Origin of the sequence: Priestia sp. FSL R5-0597 (assembly GCF_038006305.1) — a bacterium.
Classification (GTDB): Bacteria; Bacillota; Bacilli; order Bacillales; family Bacillaceae_H; genus Priestia; species Priestia zanthoxyli.
This window is the reverse complement of sequence record NZ_JBBOUZ010000001.1, coordinates 2,017,873-2,042,115: the sequence shown is the minus strand read 5'-3', so window position 1 is coordinate 2,042,115 and position 24,243 is coordinate 2,017,873. Positions and strand designations below refer to the sequence as shown.

Annotated in this window: 23 protein-coding genes; 4 read left to right on the top strand and 19 right to left on the bottom strand. The window is 37.4% G+C overall.

The features are described from left to right. Window positions 1-100: 100 nt before the first annotated feature. Window positions 101-1,960 (bottom strand): N-acetylmuramoyl-L-alanine amidase, encoded by a 1,860-nt coding sequence (locus MKX72_RS10390; RefSeq protein ID WP_155008165.1) that lies wholly within the window; start codon window positions 1,958-1,960, stop codon window positions 101-103. Between the two features lie 471 nt (window positions 1,961-2,431). On the opposite strand from MKX72_RS10390, the gene MKX72_RS10385 reads away from it, so the two are divergent. Continuing rightward, window positions 2,432-2,812, top strand: coding sequence for a plasmid mobilization protein (locus MKX72_RS10385; RefSeq protein ID WP_028413582.1), 381 nt, complete (start codon window positions 2,432-2,434; stop codon window positions 2,810-2,812). 56 nt (window positions 2,813-2,868) lie between these two features. On the opposite strand, the gene MKX72_RS10380 is transcribed toward MKX72_RS10385, so the two are convergent. The 12 genes from MKX72_RS10380 to MKX72_RS10325 form a co-directional block, all read right to left on the bottom strand. After that, window positions 2,869-3,048 (bottom strand): hypothetical protein, encoded by a 180-nt coding sequence (locus tag MKX72_RS10380; protein WP_025752091.1) that lies wholly within the window; start codon window positions 3,046-3,048, stop codon window positions 2,869-2,871. Between the two features lie 97 nt (window positions 3,049-3,145). Continuing rightward, entirely contained in the window at window positions 3,146-4,147 is a 1,002-nt protein-coding gene (locus MKX72_RS10375; protein ID WP_034265645.1) for an N-acetylmuramoyl-L-alanine amidase family protein, read from the bottom strand. Between the two features lie 96 nt (window positions 4,148-4,243). Then, window positions 4,244-4,747: a hypothetical protein gene (locus MKX72_RS10370; protein ID WP_230624621.1), complete on the bottom strand. Its 504-nt coding sequence runs from the start codon at window positions 4,745-4,747 to the stop codon at window positions 4,244-4,246. 169 nt (window positions 4,748-4,916) lie between these two features. Further along, complete coding sequence (locus MKX72_RS10365) at window positions 4,917-6,239, bottom strand: LLM class flavin-dependent oxidoreductase (RefSeq protein ID WP_033578807.1); 1,323 nt, start codon at window positions 6,237-6,239, stop codon at window positions 4,917-4,919. A gap of 1 nt (window position 6,240) precedes the next feature. Next, a complete protein-coding gene (locus MKX72_RS10360; protein WP_047751101.1) occupies window positions 6,241-6,963 on the bottom strand; it encodes a riboflavin kinase in 723 nt (240 codons plus the stop codon). 165 nt (window positions 6,964-7,128) lie between these two features. Then, on the bottom strand, window positions 7,129-7,902 hold the full coding sequence (locus MKX72_RS10355; protein WP_034265635.1) for an amino acid ABC transporter ATP-binding protein: 774 nt from the start codon (window positions 7,900-7,902) through the stop codon (window positions 7,129-7,131). Then, on the bottom strand, window positions 7,899-8,609 hold the full coding sequence (locus MKX72_RS10350) for an amino acid ABC transporter permease (RefSeq protein ID WP_014460395.1): 711 nt from the start codon (window positions 8,607-8,609) through the stop codon (window positions 7,899-7,901). Before MKX72_RS10350 ends, MKX72_RS10355 begins: the two co-directional genes overlap by 4 nt. A 27-nt stretch (window positions 8,610-8,636) precedes the next feature. Then, entirely contained in the window at window positions 8,637-9,335 is a 699-nt protein-coding gene (locus MKX72_RS10345) for an amino acid ABC transporter permease (protein ID WP_033578804.1), read from the bottom strand. Between the two features lie 74 nt (window positions 9,336-9,409). Further along, window positions 9,410-10,231 (bottom strand): amino acid ABC transporter substrate-binding protein, encoded by an 822-nt coding sequence (locus MKX72_RS10340; RefSeq protein WP_033578803.1) that lies wholly within the window; start codon window positions 10,229-10,231, stop codon window positions 9,410-9,412. Between the two features lie 69 nt (window positions 10,232-10,300). After that, window positions 10,301-10,567, bottom strand: coding sequence for a glutaredoxin family protein (locus tag MKX72_RS10335; protein WP_028413591.1), 267 nt, complete (start codon window positions 10,565-10,567; stop codon window positions 10,301-10,303). A 26-nt stretch (window positions 10,568-10,593) separates the two neighbouring features. Beyond that, the gene (locus MKX72_RS10330) at window positions 10,594-11,118 is read right to left on the bottom strand and encodes a GNAT family N-acetyltransferase (RefSeq protein ID WP_028413592.1); all 525 of its coding nucleotides are present in this window, start codon (window positions 11,116-11,118) and stop codon (window positions 10,594-10,596) included. A gap of 10 nt (window positions 11,119-11,128) precedes the next feature. Then, complete coding sequence (locus MKX72_RS10325; RefSeq protein ID WP_028413593.1) at window positions 11,129-11,659, bottom strand: hypothetical protein; 531 nt, start codon at window positions 11,657-11,659, stop codon at window positions 11,129-11,131. Window positions 11,660-11,985: 326 nt separating this feature from the next. On the opposite strand from MKX72_RS10325, the gene MKX72_RS10320 reads away from it, so the two are divergent. Next, window positions 11,986-13,011: an LLM class flavin-dependent oxidoreductase gene (locus tag MKX72_RS10320; RefSeq protein WP_155008167.1), complete on the top strand. Its 1,026-nt coding sequence runs from the start codon at window positions 11,986-11,988 to the stop codon at window positions 13,009-13,011. A gap of 305 nt (window positions 13,012-13,316) precedes the next feature. Next, on the top strand, window positions 13,317-14,138 hold the full coding sequence (locus MKX72_RS10315; RefSeq protein WP_013082899.1) for a Cof-type HAD-IIB family hydrolase: 822 nt from the start codon (window positions 13,317-13,319) through the stop codon (window positions 14,136-14,138). 48 nt (window positions 14,139-14,186) lie between these two features. Here MKX72_RS10315 and MKX72_RS10310 read toward each other — a convergent pair whose 3' ends face one another. Beyond that, on the bottom strand, window positions 14,187-15,530 hold the full coding sequence (locus MKX72_RS10310; protein WP_028413595.1) for a 2-hydroxycarboxylate transporter family protein: 1,344 nt from the start codon (window positions 15,528-15,530) through the stop codon (window positions 14,187-14,189). A gap of 143 nt (window positions 15,531-15,673) precedes the next feature. Next, window positions 15,674-17,383 (bottom strand): NAD-dependent malic enzyme, encoded by a 1,710-nt coding sequence (locus tag MKX72_RS10305; RefSeq protein ID WP_155008168.1) that lies wholly within the window; start codon window positions 17,381-17,383, stop codon window positions 15,674-15,676. 498 nt (window positions 17,384-17,881) lie between these two features. Here MKX72_RS10305 and MKX72_RS10300 point away from each other — a divergent pair, with 498 nt between their 5' ends. After that, on the top strand, window positions 17,882-18,286 hold the full coding sequence (locus tag MKX72_RS10300) for a hypothetical protein (protein ID WP_155008169.1): 405 nt from the start codon (window positions 17,882-17,884) through the stop codon (window positions 18,284-18,286). Window positions 18,287-18,314: 28 nt separating this feature from the next. Here the strand turns inward: MKX72_RS10300 and MKX72_RS10295 are convergent, their stop codons facing one another. The 4 genes from MKX72_RS10295 to MKX72_RS10280 form a co-directional block, all read right to left on the bottom strand. Then, window positions 18,315-19,805 carry a peptide MFS transporter gene (locus tag MKX72_RS10295; RefSeq protein ID WP_033578798.1) on the bottom strand — a complete coding sequence of 497 codons (1,491 nt, stop codon included), beginning with the start codon at window positions 19,803-19,805 and terminating at the stop codon, window positions 18,315-18,317. A gap of 528 nt (window positions 19,806-20,333) precedes the next feature. Continuing rightward, a complete protein-coding gene (locus MKX72_RS10290; RefSeq protein ID WP_155008170.1) occupies window positions 20,334-21,698 on the bottom strand; it encodes an allantoinase in 1,365 nt (454 codons plus the stop codon). A gap of 376 nt (window positions 21,699-22,074) precedes the next feature. Next, window positions 22,075-23,502: a sensor histidine kinase gene (locus MKX72_RS10285; protein ID WP_028413600.1), complete on the bottom strand. Its 1,428-nt coding sequence runs from the start codon at window positions 23,500-23,502 to the stop codon at window positions 22,075-22,077. Further along, window positions 23,492-24,166, bottom strand: coding sequence for a response regulator transcription factor (locus MKX72_RS10280; RefSeq protein WP_028413601.1), 675 nt, complete (start codon window positions 24,164-24,166; stop codon window positions 23,492-23,494). Before MKX72_RS10280 ends, MKX72_RS10285 begins: the two co-directional genes overlap by 11 nt. Window positions 24,167-24,243: the final 77 nt, after the last annotated feature.

Here is a 24,243-nt window from a genome sequence, read left to right as displayed (position 1 = left end):
AAATCATCAATAACATTCTGAATTTTTGTGGTTTTAAAAAGGAAAGGAAGAGACAAACCCTTTATACACCCTGTCTCTTCCTTTCTTTTAACACTCTATTCTATTGTTTTTTAATCTCTACATCCGAAGCTTTCACAAACGCATAGCGGTGATTAAAATAAATTTGATAATATTCATCTTTTCCCACAATCATTTTGTGATCGTTTGGATTTGTTGTAAAAGTGGGTGCATAGTAATAGTCACTCTTTACTTTTTCTACCCTTACGTACACCTGATCCGGAGAGATTGTATACTGAAGTGGGACCATGTCTTTAACCGGGATATCAGAAGGATAGGCTGAAGCTTCCGGGAAAGCTCCTCCGTACACTTGAATGCTTTCTTTTCCTGCTTTTGGCGTTAATAATATGCCCGTACCTTTACTCGTATTTTGATTATGTGGATTATAAAACCACGCTTTTTGTCCTCCGTACCAAATCGCTGTCCATTCTCCTTTTGTCTCAGCCAGTGCGTACGTTTGGCCCGTTACAGCTTTGCTTCCCCAGTCTAACGTTTGTTTCGTTCCTGGCCCTGAAGCTGCAGGCTCATTCAGTAGCGGTGAATCATTGCTAGGAGCTTGATGCAAATACACAAAGTTGGCCGGCTGCTTTGGTGCATCTGATACCTCTGGCTGATTGTTTTCAAAGACGGGATTAATTGTAACGGCTAGTTTGCTTGTATGCTGGCGCTCGACTGGGCTTCCTACTAAATCCATATAGTGCCCCCAATCCCAAAACGGCCCGGGATCCGAATGCATACCTGATTGAGCCTTAGGAGACAAACCCGGTACCTCGTCATGACCGATAATATGAGCTCGGTCTAATGGAATATGATATTCTTTGGCAAGGTGGCGTACAAGTCTTGCTGAAGAACGGTACATTTCTTCTGTAAACCACGTGGATCCTTCAAGGGCGAACCCTTCATGTTCGATTCCAATACTGTGCGTATTAAAATACCAGTTTCCTGCATGCCATGCTACATCTTTGTTATCAATCATCTGTGCAATGTGGCCATCACTTGAACGTATGACATAGTTTGCAGCTGCTCTGTTAGGGTTAGCAAACAAATCAATGGTTCCGTCATAACTTACTTCTGTATCGTGAATAACAATATAGCGAACATCTGATTTTTGACGATTTGCAATATCATAGTTTCCGTAATCTGAAGGACTTTCGCTGAATTTCCCGTAAAAAGCAGGAATGTATTCACATTTTAAAGATCCTGGACAATCCGCTTTATTCGTATTGGAATTTTCAGCACGAGGAATCGACATATCTATATGTTGAGGAGAAATTTTAAGATGCTGTCCATCTGATGTTGTACGCTCTGCCCCTTTTTCCAGCGTTTCATATACATCATCGGCAAATACTTGAGCGTTTTCTTTATCTTGAGAAGAACTGTAAGCGGCGACTGCGTCGTACCATTTCTGATCAGTAGACGGTACGTTTCCATTTTTGTCTTTTGCAATAAAAGCTAGTACAGCAGCGCCACCACGAATATTTTGCACAGGGTCATTTTTTAATCTTTCTTTATCTGACTTAAGCAGCTTAGCAGCTAAGGAGAGCGTTTGCTGTTTGTCATATGCTGGTTGTGAAGACGCAGTTCCGTTTCCTTTTCCATCTTCTAAAAAAGGGATGTCTGTTAAATGCATGAGGCCGTATCCCCCGGCTGCGCTAGGTTTCCCATTATGACTTTCCCAGCGCGACTTGTTGTAGGAAATTGCTTTTAAAAGCGAAGCTGGCACACCAAATTCTTTAGATGCTTGTGCAAATGCTAGCTCCAAAGAGTCCGACTGATTCTCTGCAGCCTGAGCGACTAGAGGCGCTTGTAGCATATGAATAGGCGTATAACCTGTACATATAACCCCAGCCGCAAGCATGGCTGCCCCTATCTTGTTTAGTTTTAATCGTTTTTTTAGTTTCAAACGTATTCCTCCCCCGTAAAGTATGTAAATGAGGTAAATAAAGACATAATATGACTTTACCTCGTTCTCAACCATTTCGTCTTCTTTCTTTCTATTCCCTTGAGACAATAGTCTAGAAGATTCGACAGAGTTACTAGGAGGAAAGATGTGGTAGGAGGAAAAAACGATAAAAACCATCCCTCTTCTTTAAAGCTGCGCTTTCAAAAATGGTGAGTACAAAGGCGGTATATTCATCCCTTTGGCTGCCTTTTTAATAAAGCAGCAATATTGTAGATAATGACATTACTTCTATAATTCAACTATTACTAAACCAAATTTCTTAATTTACCAGTTTTTTAACAGACTGTACGTTCGACATTTTAGTAACTTTTCACCATAGTTAACCATGGAAAAGGTTGCTATTATTAAAGACAAGAGAATGTTTACATATGATTGAACGCAGCAAGAACTGCTCTTGAAAGGAGATACCTTATGAGAGGACACAGCATTCCAGCAATTAAGTTGAATGAAGAAGAAAAAGAAAAATTAGAGGAACTTATTGAACACTATAATTTAAAACGAACGTCTCTCATTCGAAAATTTATTATGGACGGAAAAGTTAAGCCGCCTTTAATCGGCAAAGAAGCAGGTGTGGAACTATTAGTTAACCTGCGAAAAATTGAGTCTGAGCTAAGCCGGCTAAGCAATAATATGCATCAAATCGCAAAGTATTTACATAAACCAAAAGATAAGCAAAATCATTCACAGAACCTTGAACAAATCCTGTTAGAAATGATGAAAAAACAAAAACATGTGCAAGAAGATGTAGAAACTATTTCAGAGCAGCTTAGCGATCATTTATACGTTAAATAGAGAAAAAACGCTCTTTTCATTTTAGAAAAGAGCGTTTTTTTTAAAGAAGTAGGGATTTAAATACTTTTTTTCATGCCGCACTTTGCGCATGTACGGATAAAAATAAAGTCTTTTACTAAGCTTTTAAATTTCACATGTCCACAGTTATCGCATCTGCCTGCAACTTTATCCGGAAACTCCTCATATACATATACTTTTGTTAAATCAATCGCTTCTTGTTGCTCTTCCATTTCCATCACACCTTTATGCATCTTTACGATTCAGCTCTTTATATTCTATCAAAAATAAGTAAAATTACTAGGGTGAAAGCTTCAAAAAAACAAGCAGGTTTCTTCACGATGTTTTTATCCGTTCAGCTTTGTACCACCATTTTTCTCTATCTAAAAATGCTTTTACATTCAATATTTTTTTATCGTGAAGTGTAAAGATGGCTACCGCAGCTCCTTCTTCAGAAAAGGTTACCGCTGTTTCTAACTTTTCTTTCGTCACAAACACTTTTAATGTTTCCATATTCTCTTTTGTTAATTCCGCAGTTGTGATAGTTTCTCCTTCAATGATTGTATCTTTTTTTTCAATAAAATGTTCTCCATCAATTATCCAGGCTGCATGCGTTTCACTATCAACTTGAAAGAGGGTATTCTTTTTTAAATAACCTGTTCTCTCTGACATATTGGTATACTTATACGTCTCCGTATCCTCGGTTGTTTTTATCCATAAAGGTTTATATAAAAAAGTAGGCTTTAGAAACCCTTCCTCGTCAGGATCTCCCACAGAATCTGTAGATTTAGGCTCCAAGTTTAAAAACTGCGCAATCCCTTTTGCATATGCCACCCCCATATCTTTTAGGAATTGAGGATTTTTTAAGAGCTTTGCATCGTGTTCTGTATCAATAAACCCAATTTCAGTTAATACAGACGGCATATATGAACGCCTTAACACACTATAATTAGCTAATTTCCTGCCTCGGTTAGAGTGATTGTATTTAGCGAGAACAAATTTCACATGATCGTGAATATCGTTTCGTAACACAATGGTTTGGTTATTTATATTTTTGCTATAAATAAAATCTTCATATCCCGTTTCGCCACCTGAATTTATATGAATAGATAAGTATACATCAGCCCCCCACACATTGGCTTTGTTGACCCGTTCATTTAATGACAAAAACACATCGGTTGTACGCGTTGTCCAAAGAGAAAATCCTTGATAGTGAGTAGAAAGAAAAGAGATGATGTACTGCTGAACAGCTAACACTACGTCTTTTTCATATAACCCGCTGGCGTCAGCCCCTAGATCTGCCCCTCCGTGACCTGCATCTAAATAAATTTTTTTCATGTAACCTGTCTCCTCCTTATCCGTAGCATATGCATGAATAAGCGAAGACGTTTGTTATACAAAACTACTTTTATGTATAAAGCTTTTTGCTATAGCTCATTTAGAAGTCTTTACAACTGATTTACCATAGCTGGTAACATTAAAATATGTATTTGATCCATCGTCTTCATTGATCACAACATCTAAGTCATGAAAATAACGATGAAGTTCTTTTAACAGTGCTTGATCTTTCGTCTGCTCTAGCTGTCCAGCAAGCTTCTCCATATGCTGAAAGTCTTTCTTTAAAACAGAATCTTTTACTTCAATCGTGCCAATGGTATTTTTAATGGCTGCCGCTTCTTCTTGTACGGCAGGCCAGTCTGGGTGCTCAATGGCACTCCACCCCGTCAAATCATTTAGTACGTCATGATGTTCAGCTATAAAATCTTTTGCCTGCTGATCGTTGCTTTCCAGCTTATCAACTTTTTGTTGATTCACTTTAATGGCACTTGCCTTTATACTTTGCTGTGATAAAAAAGGAATTTTTCCGTTTTGGTACAATATCCATCCTGTCGCTCCTCCCCCGACTAAAAGAACGGATAAAGATATCCACATAATCATACGCTTCTTCTTACTTTTATGTCTTTTTTCCATTTGACTCCTTTCCGGGTATTCAAAACCCTTTAGGCCTTATGAACTGAAACGAATAACCTACAAAAATAATTTTACCATATTTTTAATATTAAAAATATTAAAAAAAGAGACTCCTTCGAGTCTCTTTTAATCCACTTCAGTTAACTTTCACCTGTGTGTAACGATTTTTAGGAACATTCAATTGCAAGTTACTTCTTAACGTACTCCCTTCGTATTCTGTACGATACAGGCCTCTTTCTTGCAGTATCGGTACGACGTGTTCAACAAAGTCATCTAAGCCATGCGGAACGCTTGAATGAATAATAAAGCCGTCAGCTCCTTTTTCTTCAAACCACTGTTGCATCAAATTAGCGATATGCTCTGGCGTCCCAATAAATTGTGTTTTAGGTGTAGCAATTCGCAGCGCCACTTCTCGCAGTGTCCACTTATGTTTTTTAGCGTTTTCTTTGATTTTATCAGTTGTACTGCGGAAACTATTACTTCCGATATCCCCTAAATCAGGAAACGCCTCATCTAATGGAAACTGTGAAAAATCAAAATGATCGAAAAAACGTCCTAAATAGTTGAGCGCATGTTCAATTGTTACCAATTGAGCAAGTTCTTCATATTTTCTTTCGGCTTCTTCGGTTGTACTGCCAATGATAGGACCTATTCCCGGGAAAATTAAAAGTTCGTTTTCATTGCGTCCTTGCGCTACGGCTCTTGATTTTACATCTTGGTAAAAAGCTTTCGCTTCTTCTAAATTATCTTGTCCCGTAAACACTGCGTCAGCCGTTTTCGCTGCTAAATCTTTTCCGCTTTCAGAGGAGCCTGCTTGAAACACTACGGGCTGCCCCTGAGCTGAGCGGCCAATGTTTAACGGACCTTCTACAGAAAAAAATTCCCCTTTGTGGTGCAAGCGATGCAGCTTTTTCTCTTCAAAAAATTGTCCGGTTTCTTTATTTCGAATAAATGCATCATCTTCCCAAGAATCCCATAATCCCTTCGTTACTTCTAGAAACTCTTCAGCTATTCTATAGCGTTTATCATGAGTGGGGTGCTCTTTTCCATAGTTAAGCGCAGATCCTTCCAATGGAGATGTTACAACATTCCATCCCGCTCGGCCGCTGCTAATATGATCAAGTGAAGCAAATTGTCTAGCCACCGTAAACGGCTCGCTATACGAAGTCGATAGAGTGCCAACTAAACCAATATGAGAAGTGACAGAAGCAAGTGCTGATAGAATAGTGAGAGGTTCAAAACGATTCAAAAAATGCGGAAGCGATTTTTCATTAATATATAACCCATCGGCAATGAACACTAAATCAAATTTTCCTTCTTCCGCTTTTTGAGCCTGCTGCTTGTAAAAACCGAAATTAACGCTGGCATCTGACAAAATTTCAGGGTGTCTCCATGCCCCCATGTTTCCTCCCACTCCATGAATAATAGCCCCTAGCTTTAATTGTCTTTTTATTGTCATATTACCATTCTCCTTTTTCATATCCATTCATAAATTCTCGTAGTTGATTGGTCAAACCGCCTGCTCCAAAGCGAAGGACTCCTTCTTTTTCTGTCTTTCTTTCATTTCCTTCCTGTGCAAATTGCAAAAAAGCGATAACGTGAACTCTTCTAGGGTGAATATTTTCAATTCCTTCGTCATAAAACCATTGATCAATTGTATTGTAAATCCCTTTATTGACTCTGAATTGGCTGTGGCACCAATTAAAAAACTGTAGATCAGGCAGATTTAAATATCTCGCTTGCCCTAGCTTGGAAGCTGTATGTTCACTAGATACATAGCCCATATGTTGAAATCTTTGCTTAACTTGTAGTGTATCGGCTTTAATTTGATGTTTTAAAAACTCAATGGAAGGGAACTTTTTCTCACCTCGCACCCGAAAGATAACGTCGCATTGAACTGTCTCTCCATAAATAACGTCGTTAAAATCCAAAATATGAACCTCAAATGTTTTAGATAGTTCCGATCCAAATGTCGGCTTAACGCCTACATTCATAACTCCTATATGTTCAAGTCCCCGCAGATGAACGAGGACACCATACACGCCATTTTTTAATTCCTCATGCTGAGTATCTATATTAGCTGTCGGAAAACCCAAATGTCTTCCTTGCTGCCTTCCAGGTACAACCTGGCCTTTTATAATAAGTTTTTTGCTTGTTTTAGCTTTTAATGCTCCTCGATTCACTACGTTCACCCTTCTTCCCTTAAGTCTAGTAAAAAATAAAAGGTTCTTTGCACAATGCGTGACATTGTGCAAAGAACCTCTAGTGATCTAGTCGGTTTGTTTAATTTGATGATTTTATCATATACTTATTATTCCTATGAGTCAAGTGGGTTTTAAATTAAAATATTAGATTGTTTTTTCATAAACATAAGAGTAAGGCGAATGCGTTGGGTTAATACGCTTGAAAAATTGCTTTGTTCGATCTTCTTTTGGATTTAAAAATATTTCTTCAGGATGACCTTGTTCGACAATCTTTCCTCCGTCCATAAACACCACGTGATTAGAGACTTCACGGGCAAAACTCATTTCGTGCGTAACAATAATCATCGTAATTCCTTCTTCAGCAATTTTACGAATAACAGACAGTACTTCACCCACCAGTTCAGGGTCCAAAGCAGACGTTGGCTCATCAAATAAAATGACTTCAGGATTTAAAGCAAGCGCCCTAGCGATACCCACTCGCTGCTGTTGACCTCCTGATAACTGACTTGGGTACGCATTTGCTTTTTCAGCAAGCCCAACTTTTTCAAGGACGTCTAAACTTCGTTGTTTTGCTTCTTCCTTTGGCAGCTTTTGAACAATAACTAGCCCCTCCATAATATTTTCAATAACGGTTTTGTGTTTAAACAAATTGTATTGCTGAAAAACCATCGTTGTTTTTTGTCGAAGAGTTAAAATATCTTTGCGGTTTGGCTTTTGGCACTGAACCGTAAATTGATCGATTGAAACTTCTCCTTCATCTGCTTTTTCTAAGAAATTAATGCAGCGTAAAAACGTAGTCTTTCCAGAGCCACTCGGCCCTAAAATGGTCACAACGTCCCCTTTTTTAACAATTAAATCAATACCGTCCAATACTGTATGTTGACCAAATGTTTTTTTAATATTTGTTAATGTAATCATACAACCCCTCCTCGATTATAAACCGTTAATTTTCGTTCAAGCAGCGCTGTTATTCCTTCTATTAACATCGTCAGCATCCAATAAATAAGGGCAGCAGCAATATAGGCTTCTAAAAACTTAAGATTATTTGAAGCTACGATATTAGCTGCACCGTTTAACTCTTTTTGTGAGACGATGAATGCGATAGAAGACGTATGCAAAAAGCCGATGAAGATATTGCATAAATTTGGTAAAGATAAAGCAAACGCCTGAGGGAAAACAATTCGTTTCATCGATTGAAAACGATTCATTCCAATGGAATACGCAGCCTCAATTTGTCCTTTTTCTACCGCTAACAAACCAGAGCGAATGATCTCTGACATATAAGCCCCCGCTGTAAAAGACAAAGCGATTAATACAAATACGACAATAGGAATGCTGTTTGCATTGAAGCCCCATCCATAGTAGCTTGATAGTTTATTAATCAATAGCGGGAACCCTAGGTAAATAACCATAATATGAAGAATGGCAGGCGTTCCTCGAAAAAATGATACGTATACGTTGGCAATAGGCGTTATTATTTTTACTGAATTAATTCTCACAGCCGCAACAGCAATACCAATAAGCAATCCGCCTAGTAATGGACCGATGGTAATAAGGAGTGTTAAAGGTAATGCCTTCAAAATTTCTACAAATGCTGTCCATATAAACGGTACGTCAATAATCATGTTTACACCTCTTTTAGTAAGCTCGTTTTATACATGAACAGGCTGATCGTGTTTTTGCAGCTTCTGTTCGGATTTCATAAAAAATTTCTCTAATATAATGGCTACCAAATAATAAATAATGGCAAGTGCAATATATACTTCAACTGCATGAGCCGTTGCTGCGATAATGGTATCTCCTCTTCCCATCATATCCATGACACCAATGGTAAAGGCTAAAGACGTATCTTTTAAGGAACCAATCACAAGGTTTCCAAAGTTAGGAAATGCTACAACGAGAGCTTGCGGCAGCACAATTCGAGTGAACGTTTGTTTTCCGGTCATTCCTACACTATACGCTGCTTCAGTTTGCCCTTTATCTACACTATTAATGGCACCGCGCATCATTTCAGAAAAAGACGCCGCCGTGCTCAGTGAATATGTGATAATCACAAATACGAGCGGAGCCATTCTAGAAACGTCAATATGAATCAATTGTAAGAGGGCAGGTACCCCGTAAAAAACTAAAAATAATTGAATTAAAATAGGCGTCCCCCTCATAAAAGAAATATAAACTGCTGCTAATTGACTTAACACCGGTACTTTATAAATACGAGGCAAGGCAATAAACAATCCCAAGGTACTGCCAATCAAAAGTGAAGCAACCAAAATCCAAATTGTAATATGCAAATAAGATAATAATTGAGGAATAGAGGTGAAAATCAGCTCTATATCAAATGCTTTTCCCATCTTTTTCTCTCCTTTGTTTCCCTCTACAGGTAGCGAAAGGACCCAAGTTCAAGGCTTGGGTCACAGTAAGTGATTTAGTTATTTCCAGCTGCTTTTGTATAATCTTCTCCTAGCCATTTTTTGCTTAATTTTGTCAATGTTCCGTCTTCTTTTATTTCTTTTAGCGCTTTATCAACATCTTTTTGTAAACCTGTTTCATTTTTTCGAAGCATAAAATATACTTTTGAATTTGAAATAGCAGGTCCCACAACTTTTTGCTCTGCGTCCGCTTGCTTATTGACAAAGTCAACTGCAAACGGCGTACTAATTGTAGCGTCCGCACGTCCTGTTTTTAGCTGCGTTTTTGTATCATCAGATCCTTGACCTGAATAAACGATATCAATTTTATTTCCATGTTCTTTGTTATACTTATCAATTAAGTTAGCAGAGTTACTCGTTGCTCCTACAATTACCTTTTTACCGCTCAAATCTTTAATTGATTTAATTGACGTATTTTTTTCATTTACAACTACATGTAGCGGAAAGATATTATAAGGTTCTTTATTAAACAGGAACTTTTGTTTTCTTTCTTCATTCACTTCCATCTGATGGGCGACTAAATCAATTTTGTTGGATTCCAAGCTCAAAAGTAAATTAGAAAAATCCATCGTTTTGAATTCAAACTTATAGTTTGGAAGACGTTTGTCTATTTCTTTAACAAGCTCTACGTCATACCCCGTTAGATTTCCTTTATTGTCAAGAAAGCAAATGTTGGGAAATTGCGTACCCGTTCCTACAATAATTTTTTGCACTTTGTCTTTGCTTGCGTTAGCTGCTGTTTCTTTATTGGGTGTTCCGCAAGCGGCTAATAATAAAAGAAGTGATAAAAAGATAGCTGTCAGCTGTAGTTTTTTCATGTGTTTGGTCCCTCACTATGTCTCAAAATAATTTATTGTTTTAACGAGTTAATAAAATGGATGTTGCAGCTATTTAACGATTGGTGAATAGTCTTCAATCAACTTTTCTATTTGTTCATAATCTTTTTCAATAACTCCTTTAAACTGCCCCTTATCTCCAATTTCAACGACCGGTACATGACGAATACCGTATTTAATTTCAAGTAAATCTCGCAAATAATCTTTTCCTTCTACATCGATACTTTCATATTGATGGCCTTTTTCATGAAAATATGCTTTTAGTTCTTCGCAATGATGACAACCTTTTCGATTCCATAATAAAATTTTTACTGACATGGTTTCTCCTCTTTTCTTTTAAATGATTAATTAGCTTGTTGTAACTCCTTGTGTTTTTCTAACTCATATCTTTCGGGATGTAAGATCTTCCTTAAGAATACGCCTTTTCCTTCTTCTCCTTGATCGACTTCAAAAAAGCGTTCATACCCTTTTCTTTCATACATAGGAATCAGCCATGGGTGTCGATCAGAAGTAGCTAATGTAACAGCAGGAGCCCCCAGTTGATCTCGAATAACCGTTTCTTCAACCCACGTTAAGAGTTTAGAACCTACTCCTTTCTTTTTAAGCAAAGGATCTACCGCAAACCACCATAAGAAAGGCCAGTTCGTTATTTCTTTATACGTTCTTGCTGTAATCGTAGCTACGATTTTTTCATCACTTTCCAGCACGTAGCAGCGGCTGTTTTGAATGTTTTCTTTTACAAGTTGAATCGTTGCCGTCGCAGCAGGAAATTTAATTCCTAGCTTTCGAATCGGCTCATATGCTCGAAGCGTTAAATCCAACAGTTCTTCAGCATCTTCTACGGTAGCTAATCGAAATAATTCACTCATTTTTTTCACCTCATTTTATAAATGTTTGAAGGGATAGATTACCTTTGTAAATCAGCTCATCCACCGCTTCCTTTAAACGACTTTTGGCATTCGCATTGTTAATACCTGTAAAAGAGACGTATTCATGCAGTAGAAAAAGACTGCTGAGCCAGTAAGGTCTACCTAAAAAAGACGCTAAAAGTTTTAAATCATACTTAGCTTTTAGTAAAGAATTCACATTTTCACCAATAAGAATTGGCAGAAGTATTTTTTTATACAATAAATCTTCTGGCAATATTTTTGTTAGCCGTTCAAAAGATTCTACGTATGTTTCATTTACTCCCGATAACAGAACGACAATGCTTTTAGCTTGGTTCATTTTCGAAATAAATGCCTTTACTTCTTTCTGCGCTTCCTGCTTCAAAGCGTGTACATCATGATACGAGATAGCTTCGGCGTGCACTCCTTTTGAGGTTAAGCAAGCTTCTAGCTCATCTTTCACTGAGGCTATTTGTTGATAATTATGAGAGCTTCCGTTATATAAAATACATACATCGCTCACCTTTTCCCCCTCCTTTTTACAGCAAAAAGGCTCCTAGCGTTTCCTCAGGAGCCTTTGGTAGACCAATCAGCTTTAACTGTTTTTTGATAAAACCGGAGAATGAAGTGAAGTGTCTTTGAAACATACTCACTCAATTCTTATTTATCCAAGTTGTTTTATCGGCTTTTCTATTTGATGATTCAACTATATAGCCTCAAAATGGCAAAGTCAACTTATTTTTCAAAAAATATTTTTCTTTAAAAAAACTCTTTTCATCTGGAAAATCCTTTGCTAAAATTAATCCCAATTATTCTTACCTTTTTTATCAACTTTAAGGAGTGTTTTCAGTGAAATTAAGTATTTTAGATCAAAGCCCGCGTTATGAAGGTGAGCGTGCTGAAGATGCATTTCAGCATACCATTCAATTAGCTCAGCTAGCAGAAGAACTTGGCTACCACCGTTTTTGGGTAGCGGAGCATCATGACTCTGAACATGTTGTAGGATCATCACCCGAAGTGTTAATTTCTCACCTGCTCGCCAAAACACATCATATCCGTATCGGCTCAGGCGGTGTTATGCTTCAACACTACAGCCCTTATAAAGTAGCAGAAAATTTTAACGTTTTAGCCTCATTATCTCCAAATCGCATCGATCTTGGAATCGGCAGAGCACCAGGAGGACTACCTCATTCTACTCAAGCCTTGCAACAAAACTCTCAGCCCACTAAGTCCTTAACAGACAAACTGATAGAACTTAAACAATACCTAAACGATAAGCTGCCGGAAGATCACCCTCTTTACGGTTTAAAAGCCTATCCAAGGCCCCAAAAAGCAGCAGATATGTTTTTACTGGGAGCAAGTGCTTCAAGCGCAGAGCTAGCGGCATCTCTAAATCTTCCTTATGTATTTGCTCAATTCATTAATGGTGATCAAAAAGTGCTAGAAGAAGCGATTTCCGTCTATAATCAGCACGTTTCATCCCATGCACGCTCGCTTGTCGTTGCCCTTTCCGTCATCGTAGCGGATACCGTAGAAGAAGCAAAAGCATTAGCATCCAGCACAAAAATATTTAAAGTATACTTACAAAATGGGAAATCCGCTACATTAGGCTCCAAAGAAAAAGCGGAAGAATTTGGTCAGCAGTCTAAAGAAAGCTATCGAATTGAAGAAAAAGAAGCAAACGTCATATACGGTACAAAAGAAACCGTTCGTCAAAAGCTCCAAGCTTTGAAACAGGCATTTTCTATTGATGAATTTATTATTCTTACTGCTCTTCAAGATTTTGAACAAAAAAAGCGGTCTTATACGCTCTTAAAAGAAGCTTTCAGTGAAGGAGATGCTCAGAAAACGAATCAAACTCTAGCAGCTTACTAATCAAGAGGCTGAAATAAAAGAATTTTAGTCGAAGTAAAATACGAAGTAATAATCAAAATGATTGATTATTACTTCGTATTTTTTCGTTGTCATGGTAAACGTAGCTTTCATGTGTTTAATTGCTTTTAGCTATTGATTGGGCTGTTTTAGCTATGTCTCAAGTTCTTTGTTTCATCTACTTACGGGGCGTTCAAACAAAGTATACGCATGCTTCTTGTTTTCAAAAAATCATTAAATTGAATCAAACGTTTTTTTATAGTACCATATGAAGATATGAGTCTAGTAGAAGAAGGGAATTTAAAATTATGCCTTACAAAATGATTGTTTTAGATTTGGATGATACACTATTATGCGATGATCACACTATTTCTCCCCGCACAAAAGAAGCATTAATGAAGGCGCAAGAATCGGGAGTAAAAGTTGTACTTGCTTCTGGCCGACCAACTTACGGAATGGTTCACATCGCCAAAGAACTGGAGTTAGAAAAGTACGGAAGCTTTATTTTATCGTTTAACGGGGCGAAAATTATTAATTGCTTAACAAATGAAGAGCTATTTAGCAGCACATTATCTCCGAGAACCGTTGCACGTCTCGACGATATTAGCCGCGAAGAAGGAGTTTTAATTCATACGTACGTTGGAGATGAAATTATAACAGAAGTAGAAAATAAATTTACGGATATTGAAAGTGACATTACAGGTCTGCCGATCCGTGTTGTTTCATCTTTTACTGATGCCGTTACAGAACCTGTTGTAAAAGTACTCATGCTTGCAGAACCGGAAATGCTGGTTCACGTTGAAAAGAAACTTCAAAAGCAGCTTCAAGGAGAGCTAAGCGTAATGCGCTCTAAACCATACTTCCTTGAATTCACAGAAGAAGGTGTCACAAAAGGGACAAGCTTACATTTATTAATTCAGCAGCTTGGCATTACACGCGATGAAGTGATTGCTATTGGCGACAGTTATAATGATCTTGCCATGATTGAATTTGCTGGACTTGGCGTAGCAATGGGAAATGCTCCTGAAGATATTAAAGAAAAAGCCAACCACGTAACAGATACAAACATGAACGACGGTGTGGCAAAAGTTGTGGAAGAATTCATCTTAAAACCTGTTAGTGTTTCATAAGACAAAAAAAGCAGCTCGTACGAACCGAGCTGCTTTTTTATTTTGATTTTATACTCCTAAAAGTTTCATAAGAAGCGTAGCTAAAATAACAGTAGAAGCGCCTCCAAGTCTTGTTGCTACTTGAGCAAATGGCATAAGTGACATACGGTTGGAAGCTGATAAAATCGCTACGTCTCCCGTACCTCCTAAACCGCTGTGACAGCCGGTTACAATTGCTGCATCCACCGGATGCATTTTCATCATTTTACCTACAAAATAACCGGTTGCTACCATAGCCATAACAACTGCTGCACATACGACTACATAACCTGGTGTCACAATTTTCACTACATCTTCAAGAGGAATATACAAAATTCCTAGGCCTACCATTAACGGCCATGTCAAGCTCGTAGAAATGAATTTGTACATATGGTAAGCACCTTGCTCCATCTTAGCAGGCATTACTTGTAAACATTTGACTAGCGTTGCCGCTACGATCATTAAAACTGGACCTGGAATCCCTAAAAACTTATGTGCTAAGCCTCCGAAAATAAAGAAACTACATGCAATTAAAAGACCTGCGCCCATTAACGAAAAATCTACTGGTTTCTTGATATTTGTATCTTCTGAGATGCCATCTCCGCCTTTTGTCTTCACAAGAACTCCATTACCTGTTAATTCTGGCTTTTTCTCTCCTAGACGTTTCATTAAGCCAGCACATACGATAGCAACGATGTTTCCAATAACAGCAGCTGGAATCATTTGCGACACAAAAGATTCTGCTGAACTACCTAAAATTTGAGAATAAGCAAGTGAAAGCGGTAAAATACCTTCACCAATTCCTCCTCCAATGATTGGTACAACAATATAGAAAAATGTATGTTTTGCTCCGTAACCAAATAACATCCCAACGGCTACGCCTGCAGCTACAGCGGCTAGCGTACCTAACACAAGCGGTACGAACATACGTGTAAAGCCTTGAATTAAAACTTTACGGTTCATGCCCAGAATACTTCCGGCTACTAAACAAGAAATATAAAGGTATAAAAAGTTTGATGTTTTCATCAAAGTTGTTACCGCTTCCATAGACGCGGGATTTAAAACATTATAAAAAACTAATACGGAAGGTACAAGCAGTGATAAAATAGCTGGTCCGCCAATATCTTTTAAAATCGGAATTTTTAATCCTAAATCACCAAGTAGCATTCCCATTACCATAATAATCGCAAATCCGCCAATCATATCTGGAGGAAGTTCGTTGTAAACGGCCGCGCCATATACAATTAATGCAAGTAAAACGTATAGCGGTAGAGGAATAACTCCTACTTTAATATTGTTGATTCGGTTCCAAAAACCCTTATTTTCAGGCTGTGAATCTTGAGTAAACGTTTCCAATTTACGTGCTGTATTCATCTCATAACCCCCTGTGGTTCTAATATAGAGAATCATACACAAGTTTAAAAAAACTATATACGTTATGTAACTTAAGAATTCTTTTTGTAACTAAAAAAAGCACAGCTTCTGAAAAAAGAAGCTGTGCTTTTTCTATCTAAAAATTAAGCATTTACTGTTTCTAAAGCTTTAATTTCTTTGTATGTTGGTTCCCACATTGCTGCTTTTACTGCCGCTTTTACATCTGTTGGAACTTCTTTTGCAACGCCATCTTTAATTGCTGCGTTAGCAACCGCTAAAGCAACGTTATATGATACTTCACGTAATTCTTCTACGCGTGGTAGTAATGAAGCTCCTGGTTTGCTGCTGTCTACCATTTGAGCTACAGCGTGTGCACATGCTGCGAACATGCTGTCTGTAATAACTTCTGCTTTTACCACGATTGATCCAAGACCAAGACCAGGGAAAACAAAAGCATTATTAGATTGACCAATTTCATATTCCACACCATCGTAGTTAACTGGTTCAAACGGACTTCCAGTTGCTACAAGTGCTTTTCCTTCTGTCCAATTTAATAGGTTTTCAGGAGTAGCTTCCGCAAGCGGAGTTGGATTTGACATTGGTAAAATAGCTGGGCGTTCTACATGCTTCGCCATTTCTTTTACGATTTCTTCTGAGAATGCGCCTGCTACACCAGACGTACCAATTAAGATTGTTGGCTTAACTTGTCTGACAACTTCTAAAAGAGAAATTTTGTCTTCTTCACGGTTCCAGTCCTTCACTTCTTCTGCTTTTCGTGCATAAGGCGTTTGGAAACCTAATAAGTCGTCCATGTCATCTGTTAAAAGGCCTCGGAAATCGACTGCCCAGAAGTTTTTGTATGCTTCTTCTTCTGTAATACCGTCTAATACCATTGCATCACGTACTTGATCTGCAATACCGATACCTGCTGTACCTGGTCCAAAGATTAAAACACGGTGGTCACGAAGTGGCATTTTAGACACTTGAACTGCTGAGAAAATAGCGGCAAGCGTTACGGCACCTGTGCCTTGAATATCATCATTAAACGTTAGAATTTCTTTTCCGTACTTGTTAATAATATTACGAGCATTTACATTACCGAAATCTTCCCAGTGTAACAGTGCATTAGGGAATATTTCAAGAGATTTTGAAATAAATTGATCTACGAAATGATCATAGCGCTCACCGCGGACACGTTCATGGCGGTTTCCGATATATAAAGGATCATTTAATAATTTTTCATTGTTTGTTCCTACATCAAGAACAACTGGAAGTACTCTGCTTGGATCGATTCCTGCTGCAGCTGTGTACACGGCTAATTTACCGATAGCAATATTAATACCACCAACGCCCCAGTCACCAATTCCTAAAATACTTTCTGAATCTGTAATAACCATTAAATCAATGTCTTCACTATTTGCATCGATATTTTTAAGAGCTTCTTCAATGCCTTCTACATTATCGATTGACAAGTATACGCCACCCGGACGGCGATATTCGTGGCTGTATTCTTGGATTGCTTGTCCAACTGTTGGTGTATAAACAACCGGAAGCATTTCTTTTAAGTGATCTTGCAATAAACGATAAAATAATACAGCATTACGGTTTTGTAAATCGTTTAAATACACATTCTTACCAAGGTTATCTGCCTGAGCTAAAAATTGCTCATATGCACGTTTTGCCTGCTCATCTAAACTTAAAGTCATTGGAGGAAGTAAACCTTCTAATCCTAACGTTTTACGCTCTTCTTTTGTAAAAGCTACTCCTTTGTTTAACATTGGAGCTCCTAAAATTTCTTTCCCACGTAAAGTCGTTTCAATTGTTTCATTATCTGTAAAAAATACGTTGCGCATACGACTATCTTCCTTTCTGTAGACTTGTATGACAAGCATACAAGTTGGTTAGATTTAAGTAATTGATACCTTATATGGATATTACTCATATTATTCAAATGTCCGTTAACTTTTTATGAATAGCTTGCTAATTCATTTGACAATAGTATATTTTATGCCTATCTATTTCTGCTGTCAACTATTTTAGTAGAGCAATTTTTTAGTTATAAAGAGGTAGAAATTTCTGAATTTAATATCTTTTATCAATTTTCTTTTTATATAGGTACTAAGAACCCTTTTTATTCTATTCATCTCTTTTGGAAAGTCAAAATAATCCTTTAATATGGAAAAAATGTTTAATTATAAAAAATTTATTTTGAAATAATTTTAGTTTGCCTATAAAAGAATATTTTTTATTTTTTTGTCTATGCTGATTAGTGAATTACTATGAATATTCTTTCCTTTCTATCTATACATATAAACTACATAGTTCTTTTTTATAATAATGGAGGTTATTATATGTTAAAACCAGATACAGCTATTATTTTTGGATTTCTTATCGAAGAAGCGGCCAGTCGATTAGACGATCAAGAGATTAAAGAAATTGCGTCTAAAGAGCTAGAGAATGGAGAATTGGTGTTTGAAGAAGCCAGTTATTTTTATAAACGCTTTTTTATCCCTGCTTCCTCTGAATTAAGACAAGCTCTTCGCCGAGAGGTCTTATCGCTTCATTTAACATTAAATCAAATTAAAAATGCTTATGCCAACGGATCCATGTCTAAGATTGCTCATATGCATCAAATTATTGCAGAAACTGAAAAATCAACAAACGAACTTAACAGACTTTTAAATCTTGCGTTCTATGAGGGGGAGGACGATCAGACATACGCCTCCTTCATGAATATTTTTTCAAATAAATCATAAAAAAAACCGCCCTTAAGGACGGTTTTTTTTATTGAACACCTTTCATTAAACGCTGAATTTTTGGCGAAATCATTAGTACAATTACACCTAAAATGACCGACACTCCGCCCAATGCAGCAAAATAAACAACTTGCGAAATGTTTTCATAGTATTGAACAAGCTGAGCATTGATTGCCTGCGCCGCTGCGCTTGTTAAGAACCATAAACTCATTGTCTGAGCAGAAAACGCTGCAGGTGCTAGTTTTGTGGTAGTTGATAGCCCTACTGGTGATAAACAAAGCTCTCCAACTACAACTAAGAAGAAGCTTAATACTAGCCATAGCGGGCTCGCTAACGTTTCGTTTCCATGAATACTAGCCGGGATAACCATGACAAGGAAAGAAAGCCCTGCAAATAAAAGTCCTAATGAAAACTTCTTTGGTGTAGAAGGCTGTCTGTTTCCTAATTTCACCCAAAGTGCTGCAAAAACTGGGGCAAATATAATAATAAATAACGGATTTAACGATTGGAACCAGCCAACTGGAATTTTAAAGCCGCCATACGTTAGCTGTGTATGATCTTTTGCATACGTTGCTAAAATTGTTGACCCCTGCTCTTGAATTGCCCAGAACATTACTCCAGAAATAAAAAGAGGGATATAAGCTAATACGCGTGAACGCTCATCAGCTGTTGTCTTGGGACTCTTATACATAACCACAAAGTAAATAATAGGAATAACAATCGCTAAAATACTTACAAATAAAATAACGCCTTCAACTGTTAAAATACCTGCTAAAGAAGTCAGTACAATAAAGATAGCAAGTACAACTACAGCAAGTGCAATAGTACCAAAAACTTTTTTGCGCTCTTCTGGTTTTAAAGGGTTTGGAACTTGTCTACCTGCACGCCCTAGGTTTTTACCTCGTGTAGCCATAAATACAATTAGACCTAAAAGCATTCCTACTGCCGCGATTCCAAAACCTAAGTGGTAGTTATACTTTTCACCTACTGTTGAAACAACTAGCGGCGCGATAAATGCTCCAGCATTTACACCCATATAGAAGATACTAAATCCAGCATCTCGACGGTTATCAGTCGGGCTATACATATCGCCCACAACGCTTGAAACGTTTGGTTTTAATAAACCTGTTCCAATGATAATCAAGAACATTGAAATAAACAGCGCTGTTACACCTGCTGGCAATGCAAGCACTAAATGCCCCAGCATAATAAATATACCGCCGTAAAACACCGTATTAGACGTACCTAAAATGCGGTCTGCAATCCAACCGCCAATAATTCCAGACATATAAACAAGAGAACCATAAATAGAAAAGATCGCTAAAGCGGTTCCTTGTTCCATTCCTAATCCACCGTTTGCAATTGTATCGTACATGTACAATACAAGTAGCGCACGCATTCCATAGTATGAAAAACGCTCCCAGAATTCTGTAAAGAACAAGGTAAATAAACCTTTAGGATGTCCGAAGAATCCTTTTTGAGGAACTGTTTCATACACTTTTTCTCTCTCTACCGACATATTCCTTAACCTCTCTTTCAACCGTAAACCACCATAGACAAAACTGTCAAAAAATTATGATGATATAAAAAAATAGAAACAAGAAAATTTTATTCTTATAAAATGATTCTGTCAATATCAGAATTTTACAATGAGTGCATAATATACGGTTTTTCATTATAAAATTGCACCTATAAAAAGCTTTAAATCAAGATTTCCTTTCTTAAAATATCTTTTTGAAAATTTTTTTATACAAAACCCTTGATTACAAAGCATCTGATTATCTACTTTTCATACAACCAGATAATATTTTTCTTTTTGGGGAATTTTTCTTTATATTTAAAAAGAAGCTTTATTCTTTTTAAATTATGCTTCCCTCAATCAAAAATATACTTTTTTAAAATAATAAAACCTTCTTTAAAAATGTCTCTTTTGTTATAGTAGATACTCTTTTTTCACCTATGTAATACTTTTAATATAAGTCATCCTCATTTTTTTATGTAAAAAAAGAGATAAAAGGTTTATTTTTCATCTCTTTTTTCACTGTGCCTACAATTTTACGTATTCACCATTTACCATTTGTCCTTTGTGAAGAGGAAACACACCTTCTTCTTTAGTGTATACAATCGTTCCTCTATTAATGGTAGTTAAAATAACGCTATTAAATACCGTTCCTTCATATATACTGTGCTTATGTTTGAAAACCATTCCTTCTTTTGTCACTTTTTCAGTTTGATCCAGATCAACGATAACCAAATCCGCATCGGCTCCTAGCAAAATGCTTCCTTTTTTGGGATATAAGCCGAATCGTTTAGCTGGATTGGTTGATACAAGCTTTGAAATGTGAGAAAGAGAAATCCCTCTAGTGATCGCTCCTTCACTAATCATTGCTTGCAAAGAGTACTGACCGCCTGATATTCCACCCCAAACTTTAAATAAATCATTCTGATGAACTGTTTTTAACTCAATCGGGCAAGGAGAATGATCCGAAGAAATCATATCTACTTCTTCTGATTGAATACATGCCCATAATTTTTCTTTTTGACTCCTGCTGCGAAGAGGAGGTGCACACTTAGCCGTTACGCCAATTTCTTCAAAGTCTTCCTCTGTAAAAAGTAAATAATGCGGACAAGTTTCCAGCGTAACGTTCATTCCATTCTTCTTTGCTTCCGTAATAAGCTGCACTGCTTCATAGCTGCTAATGTGTACAAAGTGAAGCGGACATCCCGTTTCTTCACCGTACTCAAGCGCTTGCTTTACTGCGTTTACTTCTGCTACAACCGGTCGCGTTTCTAAATAATCTTTAATAGCCGTTTGCTTTTGATTCTGTTTAGCCTGTTCAAGCTTTTGTATTAAGTCATTTCTTTCAGCATGCAGGGCAAGCACTTTATTTAGTTTTGCAATCTCTTTCATTCCTTCGTATAATGTGAGGTCATCTGAGAAATCAAATTCAGAACCTGCTTCTGACATAAATGCTTTAAAACCTATTACACCCGAATGAGCCATTTTGGCTAATTCTTCTTTATTACCAGGAACCAACCCTCCCCATAGACCGTAATCTACTACTGACTTTTGATCAGCCAGCTTTTTCTTTTCCCACAGCGCTGCTTCTGTTACGGTAGGAGGAACGCCGTTTAAAGGCATATCAAAATATGTAGTGCAGCCTCCTGCGGCCATAGATGCTGAACCGTAGTCAAACCCTTCCCAATGGTCTCGGCTCGGTTCATCAAAATGCACGTGAATATCAATCATTCCAGGCAGAACATATTTGCCTTTAGCATCTACGTATTTTTTTGCTGGTATGCTAACACCTTGCGCTATTTCTGCAATCTTTCCTTTTTTAACACCTATGTCCGCTTTTACTATTTCGTCTTCTAATACGACCGAACCATCCCGAATAATTAAATCGTACATATTATCAAACTCCCCTTTACTTACTTCATCTTTTTGTTAAACGAAGTAGTCTGCTATTGTTCTATCATGCACTGTTTGCTTTAAAAAGTCTTTATCATTGTAAAGAACCCTGACACACAGACTGATTATTACGTCAGTTAATATAACTGAATTATCCGATTTTTTCATTCGCCATTTTGTCTAAACTTTTCTTTTTCATTTGGTCACTTTCACTAACTGAAAAGAGATGCAGACATAACTAAATCAACGGACGAACAAATTGGATAAATGAAACCTACCTCCACTCTAACCATAAAAAAATCCGAACGAGTTTAATTCTCCATCAAGAATCAAACTCGTTCGGATCTTCCTTCAACTAATTTTGTCACAGTCTCTTTTAACTCTTTTTTACTTTTTGTGACATTGGCAACCTTACTGTAAATGTACTTCCTTTTTCTTGTTCACTTTCTACATCAATTTTGCCTTTATGTGTTTCTACGATCCATTTAGCGATTGCTAGGCCTAGCCCGTGACCTCCCATTTGACGGGATCGGGATTTATCAGCACGATAAAAGCGGTCGAAGATTCGATCCTTTTCGTCGGGATGAATTCCAACCCCTGTATCACGTACTTTTAATGTACATTCACTCCCGTGCTGAACCACCTGAATGTTTACACTTCCATGAGGAGTCGTATATTTAATCGCATTGTCTAACAAAATGTAAATCAGCTGAGTGAGGCGCTCTTGATCTCCAGTTACAACTAATTTTTCAGGCGTATCCAGCTGCAAATCAATATGTTTAGAAATCGCTAGAGTTTCAACCGATTCCATTACCTTTTGTACCGCATCTGTAATATCAAATGGCATCATTGCTTTTTCTACTTTATTAGAGTCTGAGCGTGCAAGCGTAAGTAAATCACTGACGAGACTCGTCATCCGCTTCACTTCAGCTTTCATATTATTAATTAATTTTTTAGAGAAGGGATCTTCTGTTACTTCCTCCTGCATTTCTAAAGCGTTGATAGAAGAAAGCATAACGCTAAGCGGTGTCCTTAGCTCATGGGATGCATCCGCCACAAATTCTTTTTGCTTTTGGAAAGCTGTTTCAATTGGGACCATGGCACGTTTTGACATTAAGCGGCTGATATAAATGGCTACTCCTACAAACAGTACCGTAAGGCTCAGCATAATAATGAGGAGCCACTTTAACAGCTGATAAAGAAACGAAACGTCTTTTCCAATATAAAGCATCCCTAAAAATTGGCCTTTATAAAAAATAGGTTCCCCCGCCATCATTAAATCAATATCTATTTTGCCTTCCCCGTTTTGCCCTTTTACTCCTTCGATGTGCTCAAAACTAGGACGCGGGGCTTTTATTCGTTCTTTTCGCACTTCGTTTTCAATAGGGATCCATCCATCAATTAAATCTAACAAGTTAGAGCGAAGACGCTCACTCGCTTCGTTGCCCATAATAAGGTCCCCTTCAGGACTGATGACATAATAAAAAAACTGGTCTTCACCGGCTACGACAATGTTTTTATACTCTTCTTTCGACTGTTGATTCGAACTGTTTACCGCTTGTTTAATTAAGATGCTTTGGACAATTCGAGACTCTTGTTTTAACATGCTATTTAAGTTTTGCTGCTGACTATTGGATACAACCACATACACCAATGCATAAACAATAAATACGAATAAAAGCAGAAACAGCATTAGCAATGCGCTGTATCGGAATGTTAAACGATTTTGCGTCTGGCTGAATAAATCTTGCTTTACTTTTTGTTTTACTTTCTGTTTAGCCCTCGTAAGAAGTTTAGCTTTCAATTTTGTAGCCTACTCCGCGAATGCTTTGAATAAGATCTTGTTTGTTAAATTTCTCTAGTTTTTTTCGCAAAAGTTTAACCGTCGCATCAATCGTTTTAATCGAAACATCTGATTCATATCCCCATACCCTGTCTAAAATAATATCCCGGGAAAGAACTTGTCCTTTGTTTTTTACTAAAAAATCTAGCAGTTGAAATTCACGAGGACTTAATTGAATAAACTCCTCGTCAAACTGCACGGTTTGACTTGCTCTTTTTAATATCATGCTGGCAATCTCTACTTCTTCTTCTAAAATTGGTGCATAATTACGACGAGCCAAAGCGCGAAGCCTTGCAAGCAGCTCGTCAATTTCAAATGGCTTAATAACGTAATCATCCGCTCCCGCATCTAAGCCTTGTATACGATCTTGAACCGCATCTTTTGCTGTTAACATAAGAATGGCTCCGGCGTATCCTTCTTTTCTTAGACGTTTGCATACATCGATTCCGTCTCCATTGGGCATCATCCAGTCAAGAATTAACACATCATAATGTGCTTCAGATGCATAGTCATATGCATCATTCCCTTCCGTCACCCATTCGACGTTATAGCCTCCTTTTTTCTTCAGCATATAACTAACTAATTCACCTAGCTGCAAATCATCTTCTGCTAGCAGTACGTTCATTCTGCGTAACTCCTTCCTTCGTTTGATACATTTCCCTGCATCCTTTTGTTTACTTTATTATACAAAAAGAATCAGCA

Bases quoted from the DNA above. Each gene is read 5' to 3' on its own strand.
- MKX72_RS10385 (WP_028413582.1), top strand. From the start codon at position 2,432: ATGAGAGGACACAGCATTCCAGCAATTAAGTTGAATGAAGAAGAAAAA.
- MKX72_RS10380 (WP_025752091.1), bottom strand. From the start codon at position 3,048: ATGGAAATGGAAGAGCAACAAGAAGCGATTGATTTAACAAAAGTATAT.
- MKX72_RS10375 (WP_034265645.1), bottom strand. From the start codon at position 4,147: ATGAAAAAAATTTATTTAGATGCAGGTCACGGAGGGGCAGATCTAGGG.
- MKX72_RS10370 (WP_230624621.1), bottom strand. From the start codon at position 4,747: ATGATTATGTGGATATCTTTATCCGTTCTTTTAGTCGGGGGAGGAGCG.
- MKX72_RS10365 (WP_033578807.1), bottom strand. From the start codon at position 6,239: ATGACAATAAAAAGACAATTAAAGCTAGGGGCTATTATTCATGGAGTG.
- MKX72_RS10355 (WP_034265635.1), bottom strand. From the start codon at position 7,902: ATGATTACATTAACAAATATTAAAAAAACATTTGGTCAACATACAGTA.
- MKX72_RS10350 (WP_014460395.1), bottom strand. From the start codon at position 8,609: ATGATTATTGACGTACCGTTTATATGGACAGCATTTGTAGAAATTTTG.
- MKX72_RS10345 (WP_033578804.1), bottom strand. From the start codon at position 9,335: ATGGGAAAAGCATTTGATATAGAGCTGATTTTCACCTCTATTCCTCAA.
- MKX72_RS10340 (WP_033578803.1), bottom strand. From the start codon at position 10,231: ATGAAAAAACTACAGCTGACAGCTATCTTTTTATCACTTCTTTTATTA.
- MKX72_RS10335 (WP_028413591.1), bottom strand. From the start codon at position 10,567: ATGTCAGTAAAAATTTTATTATGGAATCGAAAAGGTTGTCATCATTGC.
- MKX72_RS10330 (WP_028413592.1), bottom strand. From the start codon at position 11,118: ATGAGTGAATTATTTCGATTAGCTACCGTAGAAGATGCTGAAGAACTG.
- MKX72_RS10315 (WP_013082899.1), top strand. From the start codon at position 13,317: ATGCCTTACAAAATGATTGTTTTAGATTTGGATGATACACTATTATGC.
- MKX72_RS10310 (WP_028413595.1), bottom strand. From the start codon at position 15,530: ATGAATACAGCACGTAAATTGGAAACGTTTACTCAAGATTCACAGCCT.
- MKX72_RS10305 (WP_155008168.1), bottom strand. From the start codon at position 17,383: ATGCGCAACGTATTTTTTACAGATAATGAAACAATTGAAACGACTTTA.
- MKX72_RS10300 (WP_155008169.1), top strand. From the start codon at position 17,882: ATGTTAAAACCAGATACAGCTATTATTTTTGGATTTCTTATCGAAGAA.
- MKX72_RS10295 (WP_033578798.1), bottom strand. From the start codon at position 19,805: ATGTCGGTAGAGAGAGAAAAAGTGTATGAAACAGTTCCTCAAAAAGGA.
- MKX72_RS10290 (WP_155008170.1), bottom strand. From the start codon at position 21,698: ATGTACGATTTAATTATTCGGGATGGTTCGGTCGTATTAGAAGACGAA.
- MKX72_RS10280 (WP_028413601.1), bottom strand. From the start codon at position 24,166: ATGAACGTACTGCTAGCAGAAGATGATTTGCAGCTAGGTGAATTAGTT.